Consider the following 20,953-nt stretch of genomic DNA (forward strand, 5'->3'; position numbering starts at 1 on the left):
GTGCCTGCGGGGGTCTCGCCGTTCCCGTGGGGGGAGGGTCAGTCGCGGGTGGCCGCGGCGGTCGCGCGGACCCGCTTGCGGACCAGGAACCAGCCGGCGACGAGGGCCGCCGCGATGAGCGGGAGGCAGTTGACGGTGGTCCGGCTGATGCCGCCGTCCATCCACATGAGGACGAGGACGGAGCCGAGGAAGACCAGGGTCACGATCTGGGTGTACGGGGCCCAGGGCAGCTTGTAGCCGGGGCGGTTCAGGCGGCCCTCCTGGGCGTTGCGCCAGAACAGGAGCGAGCAGACCATGATCATGGCCCAGGTGCCGATGATGCCGATGGAGGCGAAGTTGAGGACCAGTTCGAAGGCCTCGCCGGGCATCACGTAGTTGAGCGCGACGCCCATGACGCCGAAGGCGGCCGTGAGCAGGATGCCGCCGTAGGGGACACCGCCCCTGTTCATGACGCCGGTGAACTTGGGCGCGGAGCCGGAGAGCGACATGGAGCGCAGGATGCGGCCGGTGGAGTAGAGGCCCGAGTTGAGGCTGGAGAGGGCGGCCGTGAGGACGACGAGGTTCATCACGCCGGCGGCGCCGGGGACGCCCAGCTTGTCGAAGACGGTGACGAAGGGGCTCTGGTCGCCGGAGTACGCGGTGTACGGGAGGATCAGCGCGAGCAGGACGACGGAGCCGACGTAGAAGAGGCCCACGCGCCACATGATCGAGTTGATCGCCTTCGGCATGATCTTCTCGGGGTTCTCGGTCTCGCCGGCGGCGACGCCGCACAGCTCGACGGAGGCGTAGGCGAACACGACGCCCTGGATGAGCAGCAGCATCGGCATCATGCCGTTGGGGAAGATGCCGCCGTTGTCGGTGATGTTCGCGAGGCCCGGGGTGCTGCCGCCGACGTCGTGCGAGGTCACGATGAGGAAGATGCCGACCAGCATGAAGGCGACGAGGGCGCCCACCTTGATGATCGCGAACCAGAACTCCATCTCGCCGAAGTACTTCACGGAGATGAGGTTGGCGGCGAGGACGACCGCGAGGGCGATCAGCGCGAGGATCCACTGCGGGACGTCGCTGAACATCGACCAGAAGTGGGCGTAGGTCGCGGCCGCGGTGATGTCGGCGACGGCGGTGGTCGACCAGTTGAGGAAGTACAGCCAGCCGGCCGTGTAGGCGCCCTTCTCGCCCATGAACTCGCGGGCGTAGGAGACGAAGGCGCCGGACGAGGGGCGGTAGAGCACGAGCTCGCCGAGGGCCCGCACGACGAAGAAGGCGAAGACGCCGCAGACCGCGTACGCGATGAAGAGGGAGGGGCCCGCCTGGGCCATCCGGCCGCCGGCGCCCAGGAAGAGGCCGGTGCCGATCGCGCCGCCGATGGCGATCATGTTGATGTGGCGGGACTTGAGGTCCTTGCGGTATCCGGCGTCGCCGGCGTCGACGTGGGGGGCGGCCGGGTTCGCCTTGGCGGCGGACAGCGGGTCGGCCGCGATGACGCGGTCACTCATGGACTGGTTCGCCTTCGTGAGGGGGCTGTGCGGTACCCGGCCGTGCCTGGTGGGGGGTGTCCCCGGCACGGCCAGCGCACATCCTCACGGCAAGGTGCGGCGGCTGACTGTGGCGCATGTCACTGAACGCCCATATTTGAGCTAGTTCAGAGCTTTACCGGCGCTTTACGGCACGGTGGAGGAGCGTTCGGGCGGGGTTCGCCGGCACTCCCTAGGGGGCGAGGACGTCCAGTTCCTGGAGGGCGCCGACCGCGATCTGCCGGGTGAGCTCCTCGGCGCGGGCCGCGTCCCGCTCCCGGACGGCCTCGGCGACCTGCACGTGGAGGGTGACGGCGGCCGGGTCGGGGTCCTCGAACATCACGTGGTGGTGGGTGCGGCCGGTGAGGACCTCGGCGACGACGTCGCCGAGGCGGGCGAACATCTCGTTCCCCGAGGCGTCGAGCACGACCCGGTGGAAGGCGATGTCGTGGACGAGGTACTCCTCCAGGCGGCGGCCGCGGGAGGTGGCGACCATGCCGAGGGCGTGTTCGGTGAGCTCGCGGCACTGCTCGGGGGTGGCGTTCTCGGCGGCCAGGCCGGCGGCGACGGGCTCGACGGCCGAGCGGAGCACGGTGAGCGAGCGGAGCTGGCGGGGGCGGTCGGCGCCGGCCAGCCGCCAGCGGATGACCTGGGGGTCGTACACGTTCCAGCTGGCGGTCGGAAGGACGGTCACGCCGACGCGGCGGCGGGACTCGACGAGGTGCATGGACTCCAGGACGCGGACGACCTCGCGGATCACGGTCCGGGACACGTCGAAGCGCTGGGCGAGCTCGTCGGTGCGGAGCACGGTGCCGGGCGGGTACTCCCCCGCGGTGATCGCGAGACCCAGGGTGGCGAGGACGTGCGAGTGGAGCCCCTGGGCCGGTGTCGTCATGGCGACAAGCCTATGCGCGCCCGCGGGGATGATCACCTCGATCATCTCCGCGATTAAAAGTACTACTTTTATGTCACAGCCTCTTGAATACGTCGTACCCAATGGGTTTCATGGGCGCGACGGATCGATGTCGAAGAAGACAGCGAGGCAGTACCCATGAACTCCACCCCCCGGCCCGGGACGCGGGCCGTCGTCGTCGTGATGGGCGTCGCCGGGACCGGCAAGACCACGATCGGTCCGCTGGTCGCGGAGGCCCTCGGGCTCCCCTACGCCGAAGGCGACGACTTCCACCCGGCGGCCAACGTGGCCAAGATGTCGGCGGGCACCCCCCTGGACGACCGCGACCGCGAGCCCTGGCTGGACGCCATCGGCGCCTGGGCGCACGACCGGGCCGGGCTCGGCGGTGTGGTGAGCAGTTCCGCGCTGAAGCGCAGCTACCGGGACCGGCTCCGCGCCGCCGCCCCCGGTGTCGTCTTCCTCCATCTGACCGGCGACCGGGAGCTGATCGAGCAGCGCATGACGGCCCGCAGAGGCCACTTCATGCCGACGGCGCTCCTCGACTCCCAGTTCGCCACCCTGCAGCCGCTGCAGCAGGACGAGACCGGTGTCGCCGTCGACGTGTCCGGCACCCCCGAGGAGATCGCCGCCCGGGCCGCGGCCGCGCTGCGCGGCCTCGCCGGCTGATCCCCCCGGCCCCCGCCCCTCCCGCCCCGCCCGTCCCCCCGCTCGTACGAAGGACACCACCGTGACCAGTCTCAGCGTCGAGATCCTGGCAGCGGACGCCGCCGAACCGATCACCTCGGCAGGCAACGCCCAGCTCGGCATCGCCGTTCTCGCCGGCATCGCCGTCATCGTCCTGCTCATCACCAAGTTCAAGCTGCACGCGTTCCTGGCGCTGACCATCGGATCGCTCGCCCTCGGCGCGTTCGCCGGCGCACCGCTCGCGGACACCATCAAGTCCTTCACCACCGGCCTCGGCAACACCGTCGCCGGCGTGGGCGTCCTGATCGCCCTCGGCGCGATCCTCGGCAAGCTGCTCGCGGACTCGGGCGGCGCCGACCAGATCGTCGACACCATCCTCGCCAGGGCGAGCGGACGGGCCATGCCGTGGGCCATGGTCCTGATCGCCTCGGTGATCGGTCTGCCGCTCTTCTTCGAGGTCGGCATCGTGCTGCTGATCCCGGTGGTGCTGCTCGTCGCCAAGCGCGGCAACTACTCGCTGATGCGGATCGGCATCCCGGCCCTCGCCGGCCTCTCCGTGATGCACGGGCTGATCCCGCCGCACCCCGGACCGCTCGTCGCCATCGACGCGGTCGGCGCCAACCTGGGCGTGACCCTCGCCCTGGGTCTCGTCGTCGCGATCCCGACCGTGATCATCGCCGGGCCGGTCTTCTCCCGGTACGCGGCCCGCTGGGTGGACATCCCGGCCCCGGAGAACATGATCCCGGTGCGCCCCTCCGAGGACCTCGAGAAGCGCCCCGGCTTCGGCGTCACCGTCGCGACCGTGATGCTGCCCGTCGTCCTGATGCTGGTGAAGGCGCTCGTCGACATCGTCGTCGACGACCCGGAGAACGGCGTCCAGAAGGTCACGGACGTCATCGGCTCCCCGCTGATCGCCCTGCTCGCGGCCGTCATAGTCGCGCTGTTCACGCTGGGCCGCGCCGCCGGCTTCAGCAAGGAGCGGCTGTCCTCGACCGTCGAGAAGTCCCTCGCCCCGATCGCCGGCGTGCTGCTGATCGTCGGCGCGGGCGGCGGCTTCAAGCAGACCCTGATCGACATCGGCGTCGGCCAGATGATCCTGGAGTTCTCCGAGGACTGGTCCATCCCCGCCCTGCTGCTCGCCTGGCTGATCGCGGTCGCGATCCGGCTGGCGACGGGCTCCGCGACGGTGGCGACGATCTCCGCCGCGGGCCTCGTGGCCCCGCTGGCGGAGGGCATGTCGACGACCGAGGCGGCACTGCTCGTCCTGGCCATCGGCGCGGGTTCGCTCTTCTTCAGCCACGTCAACGACGCCGGGTTCTGGCTGGTGAAGGAGTACTTCGGCATGACCGTCGGCCAGACGGTGAAGACCTGGTCGGTGATGGAGACGATCATCTCGGTCGTGGGCATCGTGTTCGTCCTGCTGCTGTCGCTGGTGCTGTAGCCGGCGCGTCCGACACGGCTCCGGGGCCGGTCGTGGCTGACAGACTGTCGGCCATGACCGGCCCCCACGCGCTCAAGCCCTTCCTCCTCGCCTACCCCGGCCCCCTGCGGGACCGGCTCGTCGCGGCGGTGCTCTCCGGCGAGAAGACCGCCACGACGGGGCTCCTCGTGGAGTACGAGGTCGAGAACGAGGAACTGCCGGAGGCGGGCGAACGCTCGGCGCTCATCGACTCGGACGGTCGCGAGGTGGCGGTCGTGGAGATCACGGAGGTCGAGGTCCTGCCCCTGGGCGAGGCGGCCCTCCGCCTCGCGCTCGGCGAGGGCGAGGGCTACCGCTCGGTCGCGGAGTGGCGCGCGGGCCACGAGAGCTTCTGGCACGGCGAGGAGATGCGGGAGGCGCTCGGCGACCCGGAGTTCGTGGTGGACGAGGAGACGGTGCTGGTCGTGGAGTGGTTCAAGGTGGTGGAACGGCTGGAGGCGGCTCAGGGGGACTGAGGGGCGAGGACGGTGAGCAGCGCCTCGGCGAGGTCGCGGATCCTCCGGTCCTCGGACCCGGTCGCCCGGCGGACGAGCGGGAGGAGCGCGGGGTCATCGCGACGGAGGTCGGCGAGGATGCGGAGGGCGATGAGCCGCACCGACGGGTCGGTGTCATGGACGAAGCGGTCATGGGCGACGGCGGCGAGCTCGGGACCGGAGCTCAGCGCCCGGAGACTGTCCAGGGCGGCGAACCGTATGACGTCGTCCTCGGCGTGCATGGCCTGGCCGAAGACCAGGCGCACCGCCTCGGCGTCGTCTCCGTACGTGGTCAGCAAGTGGCCGAAGGCCGCCTTCCGGCCTTCCTCGTCGGGGTGGGTCCGGGCCCGGTCGACGACCAGGTCCCGAGCGAGCTCGCGGTCCAGCTCAACCAGCCCGATCAGAGCCTGGTTCTGGACCGAGGAAATCGGATCGTTCCGCACCCGGTCGAGCAGGACGCCCGCGACGGCCGCGTCGTCCGCGACGTGCGTCGCGTAGAGCCGGAGCGCGGTCTCCCGGACCCAGCGGGACTCATCATGCGCCAACCTGTGAGAAAGCAGTTCCACGGCCGACGGGTCCAGGGTGACGCCCTCGGCCAGACAGCGGAGGGCCGCCCTGCGCACCGCGGTGTCCGGGTGGGCGGACAGTTCGTGCAGGAGCGCGTGGGTGTCCGGGGCGTCGGAGCCGATCTGCCGGACGGCGTCTATCGCCGCGGCCACGACCTCGGGGCTCTCGTCGGCTCTCATCCACTCCTGGACGAAGGCGCGGACGTCCGGCTCGTCGCCGGCCCGCGCCGCCACGGCGGACAGCGTCGCGGCCCGGAGTCCGGGGTCGGGGTCCGCAAGGGTCTCCCGCAGGAGTTCCAGCGCCCGCGCCCCGTCCTCGGTGTGCGCGACGAGCGGGCGCACGGCCTGTCGGCGGACGAAGGGGTCGAAGTCGTCGTCGATCACCCGGGCGATCTCGGCACGTGTCTCCGGGCTGTCGGTCCGGCGGCCTTGCAGACAATGGAGTGCCGCGATCTGGACCCGCAGGTCGTCGTCCGCCAGCTGCTCGACGGCGACTCGGGCCGCCCAGTCCGGGTCGACGTCCTCCGCGACCGACAGGTGTCCCAGGAGGGCCGCTCGCGCGTCAGCGCCCGGGCCCGCGCGCAGGCAACGGTCCACCAGGTCCATGGTGGCCGGATCCCGGCCCGTGGAGCGGACGAGCAGGCGGGCGGCCCCGAGCCTCGCCATCGTGTCGTCACTGTGCAGGAAGGTCTCCGCGAGGTAGGCCGTGCGGGGCAGCGCTCCCCCGCCCCGGAGGCACAGGAGAATGTTCGTGGCGAGCTGGTCCGTCGAGTTCAGCGCGAGGGACCAGTCGCCGTAGGCCCCCTCGTCGAGCCGCCAGCCCTCGTGCCAGCGCGCGTACACCTCCCGTCCCGTCCAGTCGTCACCGAGGGCCGCCAGCGCCGGGCCGAGGGACTCCACGTGGGTGTAAGGGTGGAAGATGGGTACGTCCAGCACCCTGGCGCACTCGAACAGCCGGATCACCGTCCGGACCGTGGCCGCGCTCTGCGGGGCCAGCACCCCCAGCCGGCGTACCTCGGCGAGACAGCGGGCCACGAAGGCGACTTCGGCGAACGCGTCGTCATGACGGGTCCCCAGCGGCACCGCGATCGCCCGCGGCGCCAGCAACCGGTCGATCACGCCCGCCACGAACCGTTCGTCCAGCAGCCCCACCAGCAGCAGCAGGATCTCGTGCCACGTCGGGTCGTGGACCTTGTCCGCGAAGAGGTTCTGGAGGTCCTCCTCCGACAGGCTTCGTTCGTGGTTGAAGCGGTGGGCCAGGTCCGTCGCCGCCAGGTACTCCAGGAACGTGCGGTGGACGAAGCCGTAGATCTCGCCGCCGTAGCGGCTGAGGACGAAGTTGCGGTGGCGGAACTGGTCCAGCATCACGCGGGCCGCCGTCGCCGCGCGGTCCGGTGGGAGGGCGTAGCGGTCCCTCAGGTACTCCTCGAAGCTCTTCAAGAGGTCCGGGCCCGCTATGTGGTTGCCGGAGATGCCGCCGTGGCCCTCCTGCATCTGCCGGGCGATCAGCCGCAGGAGTTCGCGCTTGTCCTCGGGGCCGAGGTACGGGAGGTGCTCCTCGACCTGGCGGTCCCTGAGGTACTTGCTGGGGTCCCAGTGCTCCACCAGGACGTCGACGGCGTGCTCGTACACCGTCCGCCGGTCGCGCGGGAGTTCGCGGCGCCGGCCGATGATGGCCAGGATCGTGAGGATCAGGGGGTTGCCCGCGAGCTCACGGACGGAGGTCGACGCGTCGACGGCCGTCGTGACGCGTTCGATCAGCCGCCGGGCCTGGTCCGGGTCGCCCGGGCAGGCCAGGGCGAACCACTGCCCCGCGAACACGCCGATCTGTTCCCGGTCGAGGTCCTGGAGCATGAAGTCGGTGAAGCCCGCGCCGTCCAGGACGGCCCGCTGGTAGCCGTAGCCGCGTGAGGTGACGACGATCCTCGCCCGCGGGTGGCGGGCGGCGAAGCCGGCGATGCGGCGGGTGACCGCGTCCCTGACGTCCTTCTCGAAGAGCTCGTCGAGGCCGTCGAAGAGGACGAGGGCGCGATATGTGCCGTCCCCCGCCAGGACCGCGGTCAGCGTCTCCGGCGGGAGGCCGAGGCCCTCCGTCGCGTACTGGTGGGCCAGGAAGTCCTCGAAGGTCCGCTCGCGCCAGGCGGGCTGCGCGTACTCCCGGAGTTCGACGATCAGCGGGAGGGTGCCATGCAGTGCCGCGAGGCCGGGGGGCGGCTCGGGGGAGGTGAGGACGAGCGCCAGGTAGCGGGCCAGGGTGGACTTGCCGGAGCCGGGGTGCCCGAGCAGGACCACCCGGTCGTGCTCGGGGCGGACCAGGACGTCGAGAACGGGCAGCGGTGGCCGGTCCCGGTAGGCGCGGCGGACGCGGTCGACGGTCTCCCGGTCGATGCCCGGCGGCAGGTCGTGCAGCTCGGCCTCCGCCGGGTCCATGAGGCGGCGCAGGAGTTCCTGCGGCAGTTCCACGGGCGGCGGGTCGGCCCGTACGGACTGGGGGACGAAGACGTCCCGCAGGTGCAGGACCGGGCTCTCGTCCTGTTCCCGGAGGGGGGTGAGGACCTCCAGGTCGAGACGGCCGTAGCGCTGGCGGACGCGGGTGGCGTAGGCCTCGCGGGCCGACTCGATCTCCGGCGGTCCGGGCTGGGGCGGGACGGGGGCGAGGGTGACGTGGACATCGCCCTGGACGCCGCTGATCTGGGTGAGGGGGCCCTGGACGGTGGCTCCCGGCGCCGACTGGCGTGCCGTCCAGCGCTTGAAGAGGCCCCTCACGGGGTCGGGGAGGTCGGCGGTTCGACGCGGACCGAGCCGCCCACCCCGTCGATCTGATGCAGTTCGCCCGCCGTCCGGGCGCCGTGGGCCGACTGCGTACCGCCGCCCTGCCCCTCCGTGGGGGCGGCGGCGGGGGTCGGCGGGGTGCCCGTGCCGCCGCCGATCCTGATCACCACGTCCCCGGTGACGTTCCTGATCTGGTGCAGCGATCCGCCGGTCGTCGCCCGGTCCGCCGACTGGGCGGCGGGGCGGTTGAACAGGCCGAACGCGGTCAGTGCGAAGCCCGCCATCGTGAAGAACAGACTCAGGACGCTGCTCCACTTGTCGGCGGCGTCCAGCCCCTGGAGGACGAGGAAGGCGGCCAGGCCGCCCAGGGCCAGGAACCCGCCAACGGCGATAAGCATTACACGTCTTGTCACACCGTCATCTTGCCCCGGCGGGCCCTCCTCCGTCAGCTCACCGCCTCCCCCGTCAGCCCACCGCCTTAGCGGCCGCCCTGCCCGCCGCGCGGCCCGAGAAGATGCAGCCGCCGAGGAAGGTGCCTTCGAGGGAGCGGTAGCCGTGGACGCCTCCGCCGCCGAAGCCGGCCGCCTCGCCCGCCGCGTAGACGCCCGGCAGCGGCTCGCCGCCCTCCGTCAGGACGCGGGAGTCCAGGTCGGTCTCCAGGCCGCCGAGGGACTTGCGGGTGAGGATGTTGAGGCGGACCGCGATCAGCGGGCCCGCCTTCGGGTCCAGGATGCGGTGCGGGGCGGCCGTGCGGATGAGCTTGTCGCCGAGGTACCTGCGGGCTCCGTGGATCGCCGTGACCTGGAGGTCCTTGGTGAAGGGGTTGGCGATCTCGCGGTCGCGGGCGCTGATCTCGCGGCGCAGGGCCGTCTCGTCGATGAGGTCCTCGCCCGCGACCCGGTTCATGCCGCGGACGAGGGCGGAGAGGTCGTCCTCGACGACGAAGTCGACGCCCTTGTCCATGAACGCCTGGACCGGGCCGGGGACGTCGGCGCGGGCCCGGCCGATGACGTCGCGGATCGACTTGCCGGTCAGGTCGGGGTTCTGCTCGGAGCCGGAGAGGGCGAACTCCTTGCCGATGATCCGCTTGTCGAGGACGAACCAGGTGTGGTCGTGGCCGGTCCGCATGATGTGTTCGAGGGTGCCGAGGGTGTCGAAGCCCGGGAAGAGCGGGACGGGGAGCCGCTTGCCGGTCGCGTCCAGCCAGAGCGAGGAGGGCCCGGGGAGGATCCGGATGCCGTGCCTGGCCCAGACGGGGTTCCAGTTCTCGATTCCCTCGGTGTAGTGCCACATCCGGTCGCGGTTGATGTGGCTGGCGCCGGCCTTCTCGGCGATGCCGAGCATCAGTCCGTCGACGTGGGCGGGGACGCCGGAGAGCAGCTTCGCGGGCGGGGTGCCGAGCCGGTCGGGCCACTGCGCGCGGACCAGCTCGTGGTTGCCGCCGATGCCGCCGGAGGTGACGATCACGGCCTGGGCGCGCAGCTCGAAGGCCCCGGTGGCGGTGCGGCTGCTGGCCGTGCCGCGCTCGGCCGCGGAGGGTTCCAGGATCTCGCCGGTCACGGTGTCGACCGTCCCGGCAGTGCGGCCGAGGCCGGTGACGCGGTGCCGGAAGCGCAGGTCGACCAAGCCGCGGGCGGCGCCCTCGCGGACCTTGCGCGCGAAGGGGGCGACGAGGCCGGGGCCCGTCCCCCAGGTGATGTGGAAGCGGGGGACGGAGTTGCCGTGGCCGGTGGCGTCGTAGCCGCCGCGCTCGGCCCAGCCGACGACGGGGAAGAACCGCACGCCGCGCGCGTGGAGCCAGGAGCGCTTCTCGCCGGCGGCGAAGTCGACGTAGGCCTCGGCCCACTTCCGCGGCCAGTGGTCCTCGGTCCGGTCGAAGCCGGCGGTGCCGTACCAGTCCTGGAGGGCCAGGGCATGGCTGTCCTTGACGCGCATCCTGCGCTGCTCGGGCGAGTCGACGAGGAAGAGGCCGCCGAAGGACCAGTGGGCCTGGCCGCCGAGGGACTGCTCCGGTTCCTGGTCGAGGAGGATCACGGTGCGGCCGGCGTCGACCAGCTCGGCGGTGGCGACGAGGCCGGCGAGACCCGCCCCGATCACGATCACATCTGCGTCGTAGGACATGGACCGCATCTTGGATACACAGATGTATCGAGTCAACCTTTTCGCCGCGCGGGCCGTGAGCGGCACCCCCTCCCGCTTTCTAATGTCGAGCATTAATATGAATGCATGGCAAGGACATCGGGTCCCGAGACCCGGGACAGACTGATCCGTGCGGCGGAGGAGCTCTTCGCCGCCCACGGCGTCCACGGCGCGCAGCTGCGGGACGTCGTGAGCCTGGCCGGACAGGCCAACCCCTCCGCCGTGCAGTACCACTTCGGCTCGCGCGCCGGACTGCTCGACGCCGTGATGGCCGGCCGCCAGGCCCGTACGGAGGCCGTGCTCGCCCCGCTCCTCGCGGCGGCGACCGACACCCCGCGCGAGCTGGTCGCCGCGCTCGTCACGGCCGAGGCGAGCGAACTGCGCACCGACCGGGGCCGCCGCTGCCTGCGGATCTCCGCGCAGCTCAGCCATGAGAGCGGGGTCCGCGCCCGGACCCCGCACCCCACGCTCGCCGGCACCGGCTACTGGCGCCTGATCGAGCGGATCGCGGAGTGCCTGGGCGCGGACGGGCTGCCGGGGCCGTTGCTCCTGGAGCGCCTCGACCTGGCGCTGACCCTGGTGGGCGCGGCGATGGCGGACCGGGCCCGGCAGTACCTCGACGGCACCGAACCCCTCACCGGTGAGGCGCTCTTCCTCGCCGATCTGGTCGAGACCACCACCGCCCTGCTGCGTGCCGCACAGCCGGAGCAGGCGCACCTCCCCCGAAAGGATCTTCCATGAACGACCTCACCGGCAGGACCGTGCTGATCACCGGCGGCGCCCGCGGCCTGGGCGCGGAGGCCGCCCGGCAGGCGGTCGCGGCCGGCGCGAACGTCGTCCTCACCGACGTCCTCGACGAGGACGGCCGGGCGACCGCCGAGGCGCTCGGCGAGCGGGCGCGGTTCCTGCACCACGACGTGACCTCCGAGGAGGAGTGGGCGGCGGCCGTCGCGTACGCCGTGGCGGAGTTCGGCGGGCTGCACGGCCTGGTGAACAACGCGGGCATCTCGACGGGCTCCTTCCTGGAGAGCGAGTCCGTCGAGCACTTCCGCAAGGTCCTCGACATCAACCTGACCGGCGTGTTCATCGGCATGAAGGCCGCGATACCGGCGATGAAGTCCTCCGGCGGGGGCTCCATCGTGAACATCTCCTCGGCCGCGGGCCTGATGGGCCTGGCGCTGACCGCCGGCTACGGCGCCTCCAAGTGGGGCGTCCGGGGCCTGACGAAGATCGGCGCGGTGGAGCTCGGCACGGCGGGCATCCGCGTCAACTCGGTCCACCCGGGCATGACGTACACCCCGATGACGGCGGCGGTCGGGATCGAGCGCGGCCCGGGCCGGTACCCGAACACGCCGATGGGCCGGGTCGGCGAGGCCGACGAGATCGCCGGCGCGGTCGTCTTCCTGCTGTCGGACGCCGCCTCGTACGTGACGGGCGCGGAGCTGGCGGTGGACGGCGGCTGGACCACCGGGCCGACGGTGAAGTACGTCATGGGGCAGTGACCCCGCGGCGCCCCGCCTCTCCGGACCCGTGCCGCTTCCGGCCCGTGCTGCTTGGATGGCGGGATGAGTGCCGCTGAAGAGATCCTCGACGTCGTCGACGAGCAGGACCGGGTGATCGGGCGGGCCCCGCGCGCGGAGGTGTACGCGCGGGGCCTGATCCACCGCTGCGTCTTCGTCCGGGTCCGGGACGCCGAGGGCCGGATCTTCGTCCACCGCAGGACGCCCGTGAAGCTGGTCTTCCCGTCGATGTACGACATGTTCGTCGGCGGGGTGGTCGGCGCGGGCGAGTCCTACGACGAGGCCGCGCTGCGCGAGGCCGAGGAGGAGCTGGGGGTTCGGGGCCTGCCCCGGCCCGAGCCCGTCCTGACCTTTCTGTACGACTCCGCGGGCGTGGCCGGCAGGTGGTGGTCGGCGGTCTACGAGGTGCGCTGCGAGCTGCCGGTGGACCCGCAGGCGGAGGAGGTCGCCTGGCACGCCTTCCTGACGGAGGCGGAGCTGGCGGAGCGGCTCGGCGACTGGCCGTGGGTGCCGGACGGGCTGGCGGCGTACGAGCGGCTGCGGGAGCACGGGGCGGCGGGCGGCGGGCACCTCCCGGGCTGAGCCCGCGGGCCGAGAGGGCGGGAGCGCAGGTCCGGGGTGTGCAGGTCCGGCGGCCGGGACCGGCGGGCGTCGGTGCGGGCGGCGCTGGTCCGGGGTGTGCGGGTCCGGCGGTCGGTGCTGGAGGGCGTCGGTCCGGGCTGCGCAGGTCCGGGGTGCGGGGCGGGGCGGTCGGTGGCCCCCCCGGCGCCCGGCGGTCCGATCATCCGAACGTTAGGGTGCGCGTGTGAGCGATTTCGTACAGAGCGTGCGCCTGTGGTTCGCGCCGCAGCGGATCCGGGACGAGGGCGAGACGCCCGACTACCGGTTCTCCCTGGCCAACGAGCGGACCTTCCTGGCCTGGATCAGGACCGCGCTCGCCCTGGTGGGCGGCGGCTTCGCCGTCGACCAGTTCCTGCCGGACCTGCGCTGGGGCGTCCGGGTCGGGCTGGCACTCGCCCTGCTCGCGGCCGGGGTGCTCTGCGCGCTGCGGGCGGTGAACCACTGGGTGCGCTGTGAACGGGCCATGCGGCGCGGCGAGGACCTGCCCGGATCCCGATTCCCGGCGGTGCTGAGCCTGGTCGTGGCCGTGGTGGCGGTCGCGATGGTCGTGGTCGTGCTGTTCGGCTGGGCGGGGCGGTGACGGCGGCCGCGTCCGGGATCGACGCGCGTGATCCCGGGCTCCAGCCGGAACGGACCCGGCTCGCGTGGCGGCGTACGACCCTGTCGTGCACGGTGGTGGCGGTGCTCGCCGTCAAACTGGCCGTGAGCGACGAGACCACCGCCGCGGGCCTCACCGGGCTCGCCCTGTCGGCGCTGGTGTGGATCGGGTTCCTGGCCGTCGCCCACCGCCGGATCCGCTCCCTGAGCCCGGCCCGGCCCCAGCCCCTCTCCCACCGGGGCGCGCTGCTCGCGGCCTGCTGCACGATCGCGCTCGCGGTGTTCGGGGCGGTGCTGATCTGGTGAGCGGCCCCGCGGGCGGGGCCGGGACGGCTCAGGGGACGGTGACGACGACCTTGCCGTTCAGGCCGCCCGCCGCGTTGGCCCGCTGCGCGTCCGCGGCCTGCTCCAGGGGGAACGTCCTGGCCACCCGGACGGTGAGCGCGCCCTCGTCGACCAGGTCCGCGAGGGCCGCGAGGTCGACCGGGTCGGGCCGGACCCAGAAGTAGCGGCCGCCGAGGGCGAGGACCTCGCCGTCGGCGATGGAGGCGAGCCGGCCGCCGGGCGCCAGCAGCCCGGCGGAGATCCGCAGGAACGGTCCGCCGAGGGTGTCGAGCACCGCGTCCACGCCCTCCGGGGCGAGCGCGCGGACCTGATCCGCGAAGTGCGCCTCGTCGTACACGACCGGCTCGGCGCCGAGCCGCGCGACCCGTTCGAGGCCGGCCTCGCGCGCCGCGCCGATGACCCGGCAGCCGAGGTGGCGGGCGATCTGCACGCCCATCGAGCCGACCCCGCCGGCCGCCGCGTGCACGAGGACGGTGTCGCCGGGACCGACCGCGAGGGGCCCGCGGAGCGCCTGGTAGGCGGTGAGGCCGGCGAGCGGCAGTGCGGCGGCCTCCTCGAACCCCACCGAGCGCGGCTTGCGGGCGAGGGTGCGGACGGGCGCGGCGACGTACTCGGCGAAGGTCCCCCGGGAGAGGAAGTCCTCACGGACGTAGCCCATGACCTCGTCGCCCTCGGCGAACTCGGTGACGGATACGCCGGGTCGGACGACCACCCCGGACACGTCCCAGCCGGGCACCACGGGGAAGACCGCGTCCATCATCCCGTCGAGGTAGCCCGCCTGGCACTTCCAGTCGACCGGGTTGACCGCGGCGGCCCGCACGGCGACCAGCACCGCGTCGGGCCCGACCTTGGGATCGGGCAGTTCTCCGTACTCCAGGACCTCGGGGCCGCCGTACCGGCGGTAGCTGATCGCCTTCATGGTGTCGACCCTCCGCGCAGCGGTGTCCGCCCGCAACCGGGGAGACTCTCCGTGTCCGATCGGGCTCTCACGCCTCTCAACCGGGGGAATCCCTGTGCCTGCCACCACCGCCCACGACGCCCGCGCCCCCCATGTGGTCGCGCTCGCGCCGAACGTCCACGCCTTCCTCCAGCCCGACGGGGGCTGGTGCCTGAACAACGCCGGCTTCCTCGGCGACGCGCGCGAGACGCTGCTCGTCGACACCGCCGCCACCGAGCGCCGGGCGCGGCTGCTGCGGGACGCGGTCCTCGCGGAGGGCCTCCCGCTGCCGGGGACGATCGTCTCCACCCATCACCACGGGGACCACACCTACGGCAACGGGGTGTTCCTGCCGGAGGCCCGGATCGTCGGCCACGAGAACTGCCGGAGCGAGCAGCTCGCCGCCGGACACCAGCTCCATCTGCTCTGGCCGCAGACGGACTTCGGGACGGTCGACATCGTGCCGCCGTCCGTCACCTACCGCGAGCGGCTGACGCTGTACGTGGGCGGGATCGAGGTCAGGGTCGTGCACCCGGGTCCCGCGCACACCACGGGCGACTCGATCGTGCACCTGCCCGAGCAGGGCGTCGTCTTCACCGGCGACCTGGTCTTCCACGGCGGGACGCCGTTCCTGCCGATGGGTTCGCTGGCCGGGTCGCTGCGGGCGCTCGACGTGCTGCGCTCGCTCGACGCGCCGACGGTGGTCCCGGGGCACGGGCAGGTGACCGACCCCTCGGTGTACGACGCGACCGAGCGGTATCTGCTCTGGGTGCGGGAGCTCGCGGCCGAGGGGCACGCGAGGGGCGCGACGCCGCTGGAGACGGCGCGGCGGGCGGAGCCGGGCGAGTTCGCCGCGTGGCGGGAGAGCGTGCGCCTGGTGGCGAACCTGCACCGGGCGTACGCGGAACTGGCGGGCCTGCCGGAGGGGTCGCCGCTCGACCCGGTGGCGGTCTTCGGCGACATGGCGGCGATGAACGGCGGGGTGCCGGTGGCCTGCCACGCGTAGCCCGGCACGCCCGGGGTGGGGGCGGGTGGGCGGCACCGGCTCCCCCGGGTCGCCCGACTGCCCGTCGCGGGCCCGGCCGGCGGGGCTACCAGCCGCCCGGGGTCCACCCCGGGTCCGCCACCCGCATGGCGGCCGCGTCGTCGCGGTTCCGCAGGGTGCCGTCGTCGTCGAGCCAGCGGCGGTGCAGGGCGGCGAGCGCCTCCCGGTCGAGTGCGACGCCGAGGCCGGGCGCGTCGGAGACGGCGAGCCGCCCGTCCCGGAAGACGGGACGGGCGGTGACCACGTCCTCGGTCTGCCACGGGTAGTGGGTGTCGCAGGCGTGCCGGAGCCCGGGCAGGGTCGCGGCGACCTGCGTCATGGCGGCGAGGCTGATCCCCAGGTGGGTGTTGGAGTGCATGGAGAGCCCGACCCCGTACGTCCGGCAGAGCGCGGCGAGTTCGCGGGTGCGTCCTAGTCCGCCCCAGTAGTGGTGGTCGCAGAGGACGATCCCCACGGCGCCCTTCGCGAAGGCCTCCGGGACCTCCTCGAAGGTGGTCACGCACATGTTGGTGGCGAGCGGGACGCGGGTGCCGGCGGCGACCTCGGACATCGCCGCGGTGCCGGACGCCGGGTCCTCCAGGTACTCCAGGACGTCCTGGAGCTCGTGCGCGACGGAGAGCGAGGTCGCCACCGACCAGGCGCCGTTGGGGTCGAGGCGGAGCGGGCTGCCGGGGAACTCCTCGGCGAGCGCGCGGATCGCGGCGACCTCGCGCTCCGGTGCGAACACGCCGCCCTTGAGCTTGAACGAGCGGAAGCCGTGGAGGCGCTCGAAGCGGCGGGCCTGGGCGACGATGCCCGCGGGGTCGAGGGCGGCGCCCCAGTCGTCGACGGGTCCGGACGAGGGGTGGGTGGCCCAGCGGTGGAAGAGGTAGGCGCTGTACTCGACGGAGTCGCGGACCTTGCCGCCGAGGAGGGCGTGGACGGGCAGCCCGAGGGTCCTGCCGAGGGCGTCGAGGAAGGCGGTCTCGAAGGCCGAGACGACGGAGAGGCGGAGCTTCTCCGCGGTGTGGACTCCGCGCAGGCCGGCCGCGTCGACCCCCGCCTCGCCGGTCCCGGGCACGTCACTCCGTCCCCCGCCGCTCCCGGTCACGCGGCTCCGTGCTCCGTCGGCCCCGGCGGTGTCGGCCGCTCCCCCGCCCGCCCCACCGTCGAGCGCCTCGGCGAGCGCGAAGAGGCCGTTCACATCCGTGACCGCATGCCCTGGCAGCGCCTCGGCCAGCGGGCCGGCCAGGTCCAGGTAGACGCCGTCGCCGTACGTCTCCCCCAGGCCGGTCACCCCGCCCCGGGTGACCACCTCCACCACCAGCCGGGGCGTATAGGGCTGGTGAACGCCCTGGACGTTGAGGAGGGGCGGGTCGGCGATGAGGATCGGGGTCACCCGGACGTGGTCGACAAGCAGCTTCGCATCCATATGTGAACCCTATTCAGGGATGAGATCCATGACCAGAGTGTGCGGGACGGTTTCACGGCACCCCTCTGGACGACATACCGACTGGTCGGTCATCATGAACGCCGACCGAAGCCGATCCGGAGGTACGCATCGATGAGTTCCGCCCCGCCACCAGGCCTCGACCCCGAGCAGCTGCGCCGCCACCTCGACCGCGAGCGCCCCGGCCTGGTGTCCGGCCCCCTCGAAGCCCGGCTCATCGAGGGCGGCCGGTCGAACCTCACGTACGTCGTGACCGACGGCACCGGCCGCTGGGTGGTCCGCAGGCCGCCCCTGGGACACGTCCTCGCCACCGCCCACGACATGCGGCGCGAGCACCGCGTCATCAGCGCGCTGCACGCCACGGACGTGCCCGTGCCGGAGACGCTGCTGCTCTGCGAGGACGACTCCGTGCTCGGAGCTCCCTTCTACGTCATGGAGTTCGTCGACGGGACGCCGTACCGCTCGGCGGCGGAGCTCGCCCCCCTCGGCCCCGAGCGCACCCGCGCCGCCGTGCTCGGACTGGTCGACACCCTCGTCGCCCTGCACGCCGTGGATCCGGCATCCGTCGGGCTCGCCGACTTCGGGCGCCCCGAGGGCTTCCTCGACCGGCAGCTGCGGCGCTGGGGCAAGCAGCTCGACGCCTCGCGCGGGCGGGAGCTCGCCGGGATCGACGAGCTGCACGCCGCCCTCGGCCGCGCGCTCCCCCGCTCGCCCGAGCCGACCGTGATCCACGGGGACTTCCGGCTCGACAACGTCCTCATCGGCGAGGACGACCGCATCGGGGCCGTCCTCGACTGGGAGATGTCGACGCTCGGCGACCCGCTGACCGACCTCGGTCTGCTCGTCATGTACAGCACGCCGCTCGACCTGCCCGACTCCCCCATCTCCACCACGGCCACCGCACCCGGGCACCCGACCGCCGCCGAACTGGTCGAGCGCTACGCCGCCCGCTCGGGCCGCGACACCTCCGCGCTCGCCTGGTACACCGCCTTCGCCTGGTTCAAGCTCGCCGTGATCCTGGAGGGCATCCACTACCGCTGGACGCTCGGCCAGACCGTCGGCGCGGGCTTCGACCGCATCGGCGAACTCGTCCCCGTCTTCATCGAGCACGGCCTCACGACCCTTCAGGAAGGCTGATCCGCCATGGACTTCGCGTACGACGCCCGCACCGAGGACCTGCGGGCCCGGCTCCTCGCCTTCATGGACGAGCACGTCTACCCGGCGGAGGCCGTCGCCGAGGAGCAGCGCGCCCGGCTCGCCTCGCCGTGGGACACCCCGCAGGTCGTCGAGGAGCTCAAGGCGGAGGCCAGGCGGCAGGGCCTCTGGAACCTCTTCCTGCCGGACGCGGAGTACGGCGCCGGGCTGACCAACCTCCAGTACGCGCCGCTCGCCGAGATCACCGGCCGCAGCCCGCACCTCGCGCCGACCGCCCTCAACTGCGCCGCCCCGGACACCGGGAACATGGAGCTGCTCGCGCAGTTCGGCGACGAGGCCCAGCGCAAGCAGTGGCTGGAGCCGCTGCTCGCGGGCGAGATCCGTTCGGCGTTCGCGATGACGGAGCCGGAGGTCGCCTCCTCCGACGCGACGAACATCGAGACCCGGATCCGGCGGGACGGGGACGGGTACGTCGTCGACGGCCGCAAGTGGTACATCTCCGGGGCCATGAACCCCGACTGCCGGATCTTCATCGTCATGGGCAAGACCGACCCCGACGGGGCCGACCCGCGCCGTCAGCAGTCGATGATCCTGGTGCCGCGCGACACCCCCGGTGTCGAGGTGCGGCGGGCGATGCAGGTCTACGGCTACGAGGACCACTCCCACGGCGGCCACGCCGAGGTGGTCTTCGACGGCGTCCGCGTCCCCGCCTCGCACCTGATCGGCGAGGAGGGCGGCGGCTTCGCCATCGCCCAGGCCCGGCTCGGCCCCGGCCGCATCCACCACTGCATGCGGCTCATCGGCATGGCCGAGCGGGCGGTGGAGCTGATGTGCCGCCGGGCCGTCTCGCGCACCGCCTTCGGCAAGGCCCTGGCCCAGCAGGGCGTCGTCCAGAACTGGATCGCGGACGCCCGGGTGCAGATCGAGCAGCTGCGGCTCCTCGTCCTCAAGACGGCCTGGCTCATGGACACCGTCGGCAACCGGGGCGCGCACACCGAGATCCAGGCCATCAAGATCGCGACCCCGCGGGCGGTGGTCGACATCATCGACAGGGCGGTGCAGGCGCACGGGGCGGGCGGGGTCTCCCAGGACTTCCCGCTGGCCGAACTCTGGGCCGCGGCGCGGACGCTGAAGCTCGCGGACGGTCCGGACGAGGTGCACCAGCGGTCGCTGGCGCGTCGGGAGCTGAAGAAGTACCTGTAGGACCGCCCCGGCAGGCCGCACCCCCGGGCGGGGGTGCGGTCAGGGGCGCAGGGCCCGCAGGAGGAGGTCGGCGAGGTGGCCGGCGACCTGCTCCGGGGTGAGCGGGCCGTCCGGGCGGTACCAGGTGGACAGGTGGTGGACCGAGCCGAAGTGGTAGTCGACGACCAGGTCGGCGGGGGTCGCCGCGGAGAAGACCCCGCCCTGCTGACCCTCCTCGATCAGGGCCCGGAACCGCTCGTGGTAGCGCCGCCGCTCGGACCTGACCTGCTTGTTCTTCTCCGGGCTCAGGTGGTGCATGGAGCGGAAGAAGATGGCGGCGTCGTCGAGGTTCTCGATCGTGGTGACGACGACGTCGGCGGCGGCGCCGCGCAGCCGGTCCTCGACGGGCGCGTCGGCGTCCGCGAAGGCGTCGAGGCGCTCCTGCTGGAGGCGCAGGACGCGGGAGTACACCTCCTGGAGGAGGTCCTCCTTGGAGCCGAAGTAGTGGTAGAGCGCGCCCTTGGTGACCCCCGCGGCCTCGACGATCTCCTGGACGGAGGTGCGGTCGTACCCCCGCTCGGCGAAGAGCCGGGTGGCGGCGGCGAGGAGCCTCTGGGGGACGGGGGCGCCGCTCCCGTCCGTCGTCCTGGCCATGCTCCGCCGCCTTCCTGGTGGTCGTTCTCGGGTGGTTCTCGATGCTGGTTTCCGGTCAGGGGAACGAGTTCCCGCCGGTAGATCTTCGCATCCGGCGGGGCCCGGTCAGCGCGTACCCGTCTCCCAGGTCTGCTGGACGTGGTTCATCGTGCCGAGCCAGCGTTCCGGATCCGTGGCCCGGTTGCGGTAGTAGCCGGCCACCTCGGGGTGCGGCAGCACCAGGAAGCGCTCGGCGGAGATCGCGTCGAGGAGGGCGTCGGCGACGTCCTCGGGCTCGATGGCGGTGGGGGCGAGGACGAGTTCGCCGGCCGTCCCGGCGGCCGTGAGCATGTCCGTGCGGACGCCCTGCGGGCAGATGGCGTGGACGGCGAGGCCGCGGTGCCGGTAGGTGAGGGAGAGCCATTCGGCGAAGGCGTACGCGCCGTGCTTGGAGACGCTGTAGGGCGCGGCTCCGATCATGGTGAGCAGTCCGGCGGCGGAGACCGTGGAGACGAAGCGGCCGCTGCCGCGCTCCAGCCAGTCCGGGAGGAGGGCGCGGGCGGCGCGGACGTGGGCCATGACGTTGACGTCCCAGGCGGCGGCCCAGACGTCCTCCTCGGCGAAGGCGTCGCCGGGCGAGGAGAGGCCGGCGTTGGCGCACCAGATGTCGACGGTGCCGCCGAGGGCCTCGCGGGCCTCGTCGACGACGGCGGAGGCGTCGCCGGGCACGGCGAGGGCGCCGATCTCCTCGGCGACGGCCTTGGTGCGCGCGGGGTCGAGGTCGTTGACGACGACGCGGGCCCCTTCGGCGGCGAACCGGCGCGCGAGGGCTGCGCCGATGCCGCCGCCCGCTCCCGTGACGACGACTCCGGCGCCCTGGACCTGGTTCGTGCCCTCGCTCATGGACCCACCCCTCCGCTCGACGACCTGTGGTGACCTGTGACGACG

The 20,953-nt window shown here is 72.8% G+C and carries 20 protein-coding genes; 11 read left to right on the forward strand and 9 right to left on the reverse strand.

Going from position 1 to position 20,953, the window contains the following annotated elements; translation table 11 throughout:
* Positions 1-38: 38 nt before the first annotated feature.
* Positions 39-1,496 carry an amino acid permease gene (locus ACF09E_RS19860; protein WP_392206310.1) on the reverse strand — a complete coding sequence of 486 codons (1,458 nt, stop codon included), beginning with the start codon at positions 1,494-1,496 and terminating at the stop codon, positions 39-41.
* Positions 1,497-1,707: 211 nt separating this feature from the next.
* The gene (locus ACF09E_RS19865) at positions 1,708-2,409 is read right to left on the reverse strand and encodes a FadR/GntR family transcriptional regulator (RefSeq protein ID WP_392206311.1); all 702 of its coding nucleotides are present in this window, start codon (positions 2,407-2,409) and stop codon (positions 1,708-1,710) included.
* Positions 2,410-2,565: 156 nt separating this feature from the next.
* Here ACF09E_RS19865 and ACF09E_RS19870 point away from each other — a divergent pair, with 156 nt between their 5' ends.
* From ACF09E_RS19870 to ACF09E_RS19880, 3 genes are all read left to right on the forward strand, one after another.
* A complete protein-coding gene (locus tag ACF09E_RS19870) occupies positions 2,566-3,093 on the forward strand; it encodes a gluconokinase (RefSeq protein WP_392206312.1) in 528 nt (175 codons plus the stop codon).
* 61 nt (positions 3,094-3,154) lie between these two features.
* On the forward strand, positions 3,155-4,552 hold the full coding sequence (locus ACF09E_RS19875; protein ID WP_388804489.1) for a gluconate:H+ symporter: 1,398 nt from the start codon (positions 3,155-3,157) through the stop codon (positions 4,550-4,552).
* Positions 4,553-4,605: 53 nt separating this feature from the next.
* Positions 4,606-5,046, forward strand: coding sequence for an ASCH domain-containing protein (locus tag ACF09E_RS19880; protein ID WP_392206313.1), 441 nt, complete (start codon positions 4,606-4,608; stop codon positions 5,044-5,046).
* Here the strand turns inward: ACF09E_RS19880 and ACF09E_RS19885 are convergent.
* The 3 genes from ACF09E_RS19885 to ACF09E_RS19895 form a co-directional block, all read right to left on the reverse strand.
* Complete coding sequence (locus ACF09E_RS19885; RefSeq protein ID WP_392206314.1) at positions 5,034-8,396, reverse strand: HEAT repeat domain-containing protein; 3,363 nt, start codon at positions 8,394-8,396, stop codon at positions 5,034-5,036. The two genes, ACF09E_RS19880 and ACF09E_RS19885, sit on opposite strands and share 13 nt — an antisense overlap.
* Positions 8,393-8,800 (reverse strand): hypothetical protein, encoded by a 408-nt coding sequence (locus ACF09E_RS19890; RefSeq protein WP_392206315.1) that lies wholly within the window; start codon positions 8,798-8,800, stop codon positions 8,393-8,395. The genes ACF09E_RS19885 and ACF09E_RS19890 overlap by 4 nt, the downstream gene beginning before the upstream one ends.
* 67 nt (positions 8,801-8,867) lie before the next feature.
* Positions 8,868-10,523, reverse strand: coding sequence for an FAD-binding dehydrogenase (locus ACF09E_RS19895; RefSeq protein ID WP_392206316.1), 1,656 nt, complete (start codon positions 10,521-10,523; stop codon positions 8,868-8,870).
* A 105-nt stretch (positions 10,524-10,628) separates the two neighbouring features.
* On the opposite strand from ACF09E_RS19895, the gene ACF09E_RS19900 reads away from it, so the two are divergent.
* The 5 genes from ACF09E_RS19900 to ACF09E_RS19920 all read left to right on the forward strand — a co-directional run bounded on the left by ACF09E_RS19900 (position 10,629) and on the right by ACF09E_RS19920 (position 13,585).
* Positions 10,629-11,282 (forward strand): TetR/AcrR family transcriptional regulator, encoded by a 654-nt coding sequence (locus ACF09E_RS19900; protein WP_392206317.1) that lies wholly within the window; start codon positions 10,629-10,631, stop codon positions 11,280-11,282.
* A complete protein-coding gene (locus tag ACF09E_RS19905; RefSeq protein WP_392206318.1) occupies positions 11,279-12,043 on the forward strand; it encodes a glucose 1-dehydrogenase in 765 nt (254 codons plus the stop codon). The genes ACF09E_RS19900 and ACF09E_RS19905 overlap by 4 nt, the downstream gene beginning before the upstream one ends.
* 63 nt (positions 12,044-12,106) lie before the next feature.
* The gene (locus ACF09E_RS19910; RefSeq protein WP_392206319.1) at positions 12,107-12,643 is read left to right on the forward strand and encodes an NUDIX domain-containing protein; all 537 of its coding nucleotides are present in this window, start codon (positions 12,107-12,109) and stop codon (positions 12,641-12,643) included.
* A gap of 223 nt (positions 12,644-12,866) precedes the next feature.
* Positions 12,867-13,262, forward strand: coding sequence for a DUF202 domain-containing protein (locus ACF09E_RS19915; RefSeq protein WP_361856845.1), 396 nt, complete (start codon positions 12,867-12,869; stop codon positions 13,260-13,262).
* A complete protein-coding gene (locus ACF09E_RS19920) occupies positions 13,259-13,585 on the forward strand; it encodes a DUF202 domain-containing protein (protein ID WP_392206320.1) in 327 nt (108 codons plus the stop codon). Before ACF09E_RS19915 ends, ACF09E_RS19920 begins: the two co-directional genes overlap by 4 nt.
* 28 nt (positions 13,586-13,613) lie before the next feature.
* Here ACF09E_RS19920 and ACF09E_RS19925 read toward each other — a convergent pair whose 3' ends face one another.
* Positions 13,614-14,543, reverse strand: a complete 930-nt coding sequence (locus ACF09E_RS19925; RefSeq protein ID WP_361856851.1) for an NADP-dependent oxidoreductase — start codon at positions 14,541-14,543, stop codon at positions 13,614-13,616.
* A 94-nt stretch (positions 14,544-14,637) separates the two neighbouring features.
* Between ACF09E_RS19925 and ACF09E_RS19930 the strand changes: the two genes are divergently transcribed.
* A complete protein-coding gene (locus tag ACF09E_RS19930; RefSeq protein ID WP_392206321.1) occupies positions 14,638-15,567 on the forward strand; it encodes an MBL fold metallo-hydrolase in 930 nt (309 codons plus the stop codon).
* 85 nt (positions 15,568-15,652) lie between these two features.
* On the opposite strand, the gene ACF09E_RS19935 is transcribed toward ACF09E_RS19930, so the two are convergent.
* Positions 15,653-17,017 carry an enolase C-terminal domain-like protein gene (locus ACF09E_RS19935; RefSeq protein WP_392206322.1) on the reverse strand — a complete coding sequence of 455 codons (1,365 nt, stop codon included), beginning with the start codon at positions 17,015-17,017 and terminating at the stop codon, positions 15,653-15,655.
* A 132-nt stretch (positions 17,018-17,149) separates the two neighbouring features.
* Here ACF09E_RS19935 and ACF09E_RS19940 point away from each other — a divergent pair, with 132 nt between their 5' ends.
* Together ACF09E_RS19940 and ACF09E_RS19945 are read left to right on the forward strand one after the other, a co-directional pair.
* Positions 17,150-18,172, forward strand: coding sequence for a phosphotransferase family protein (locus ACF09E_RS19940; protein ID WP_392206323.1), 1,023 nt, complete (start codon positions 17,150-17,152; stop codon positions 18,170-18,172).
* A gap of 6 nt (positions 18,173-18,178) precedes the next feature.
* Positions 18,179-19,393, forward strand: a complete 1,215-nt coding sequence (locus ACF09E_RS19945) for an acyl-CoA dehydrogenase family protein (RefSeq protein ID WP_392206324.1) — start codon at positions 18,179-18,181, stop codon at positions 19,391-19,393.
* Between the two features lie 39 nt (positions 19,394-19,432).
* On the opposite strand, the gene ACF09E_RS19950 is transcribed toward ACF09E_RS19945, so the two are convergent.
* Complete coding sequence (locus ACF09E_RS19950; protein WP_392206325.1) at positions 19,433-20,026, reverse strand: TetR/AcrR family transcriptional regulator; 594 nt, start codon at positions 20,024-20,026, stop codon at positions 19,433-19,435.
* Positions 20,027-20,131: 105 nt separating this feature from the next.
* Positions 20,132-20,908 carry an SDR family oxidoreductase gene (locus ACF09E_RS19955; RefSeq protein ID WP_392206326.1) on the reverse strand — a complete coding sequence of 259 codons (777 nt, stop codon included), beginning with the start codon at positions 20,906-20,908 and terminating at the stop codon, positions 20,132-20,134.
* Between the last annotated feature and the right edge of the window lie 45 nt (positions 20,909-20,953).

The organism is Streptomyces sp. NPDC014891 (assembly GCF_043081085.1).
In the GTDB taxonomy this organism is placed as follows: Bacteria; Actinomycetota; Actinomycetes; order Streptomycetales; family Streptomycetaceae; genus Streptomyces.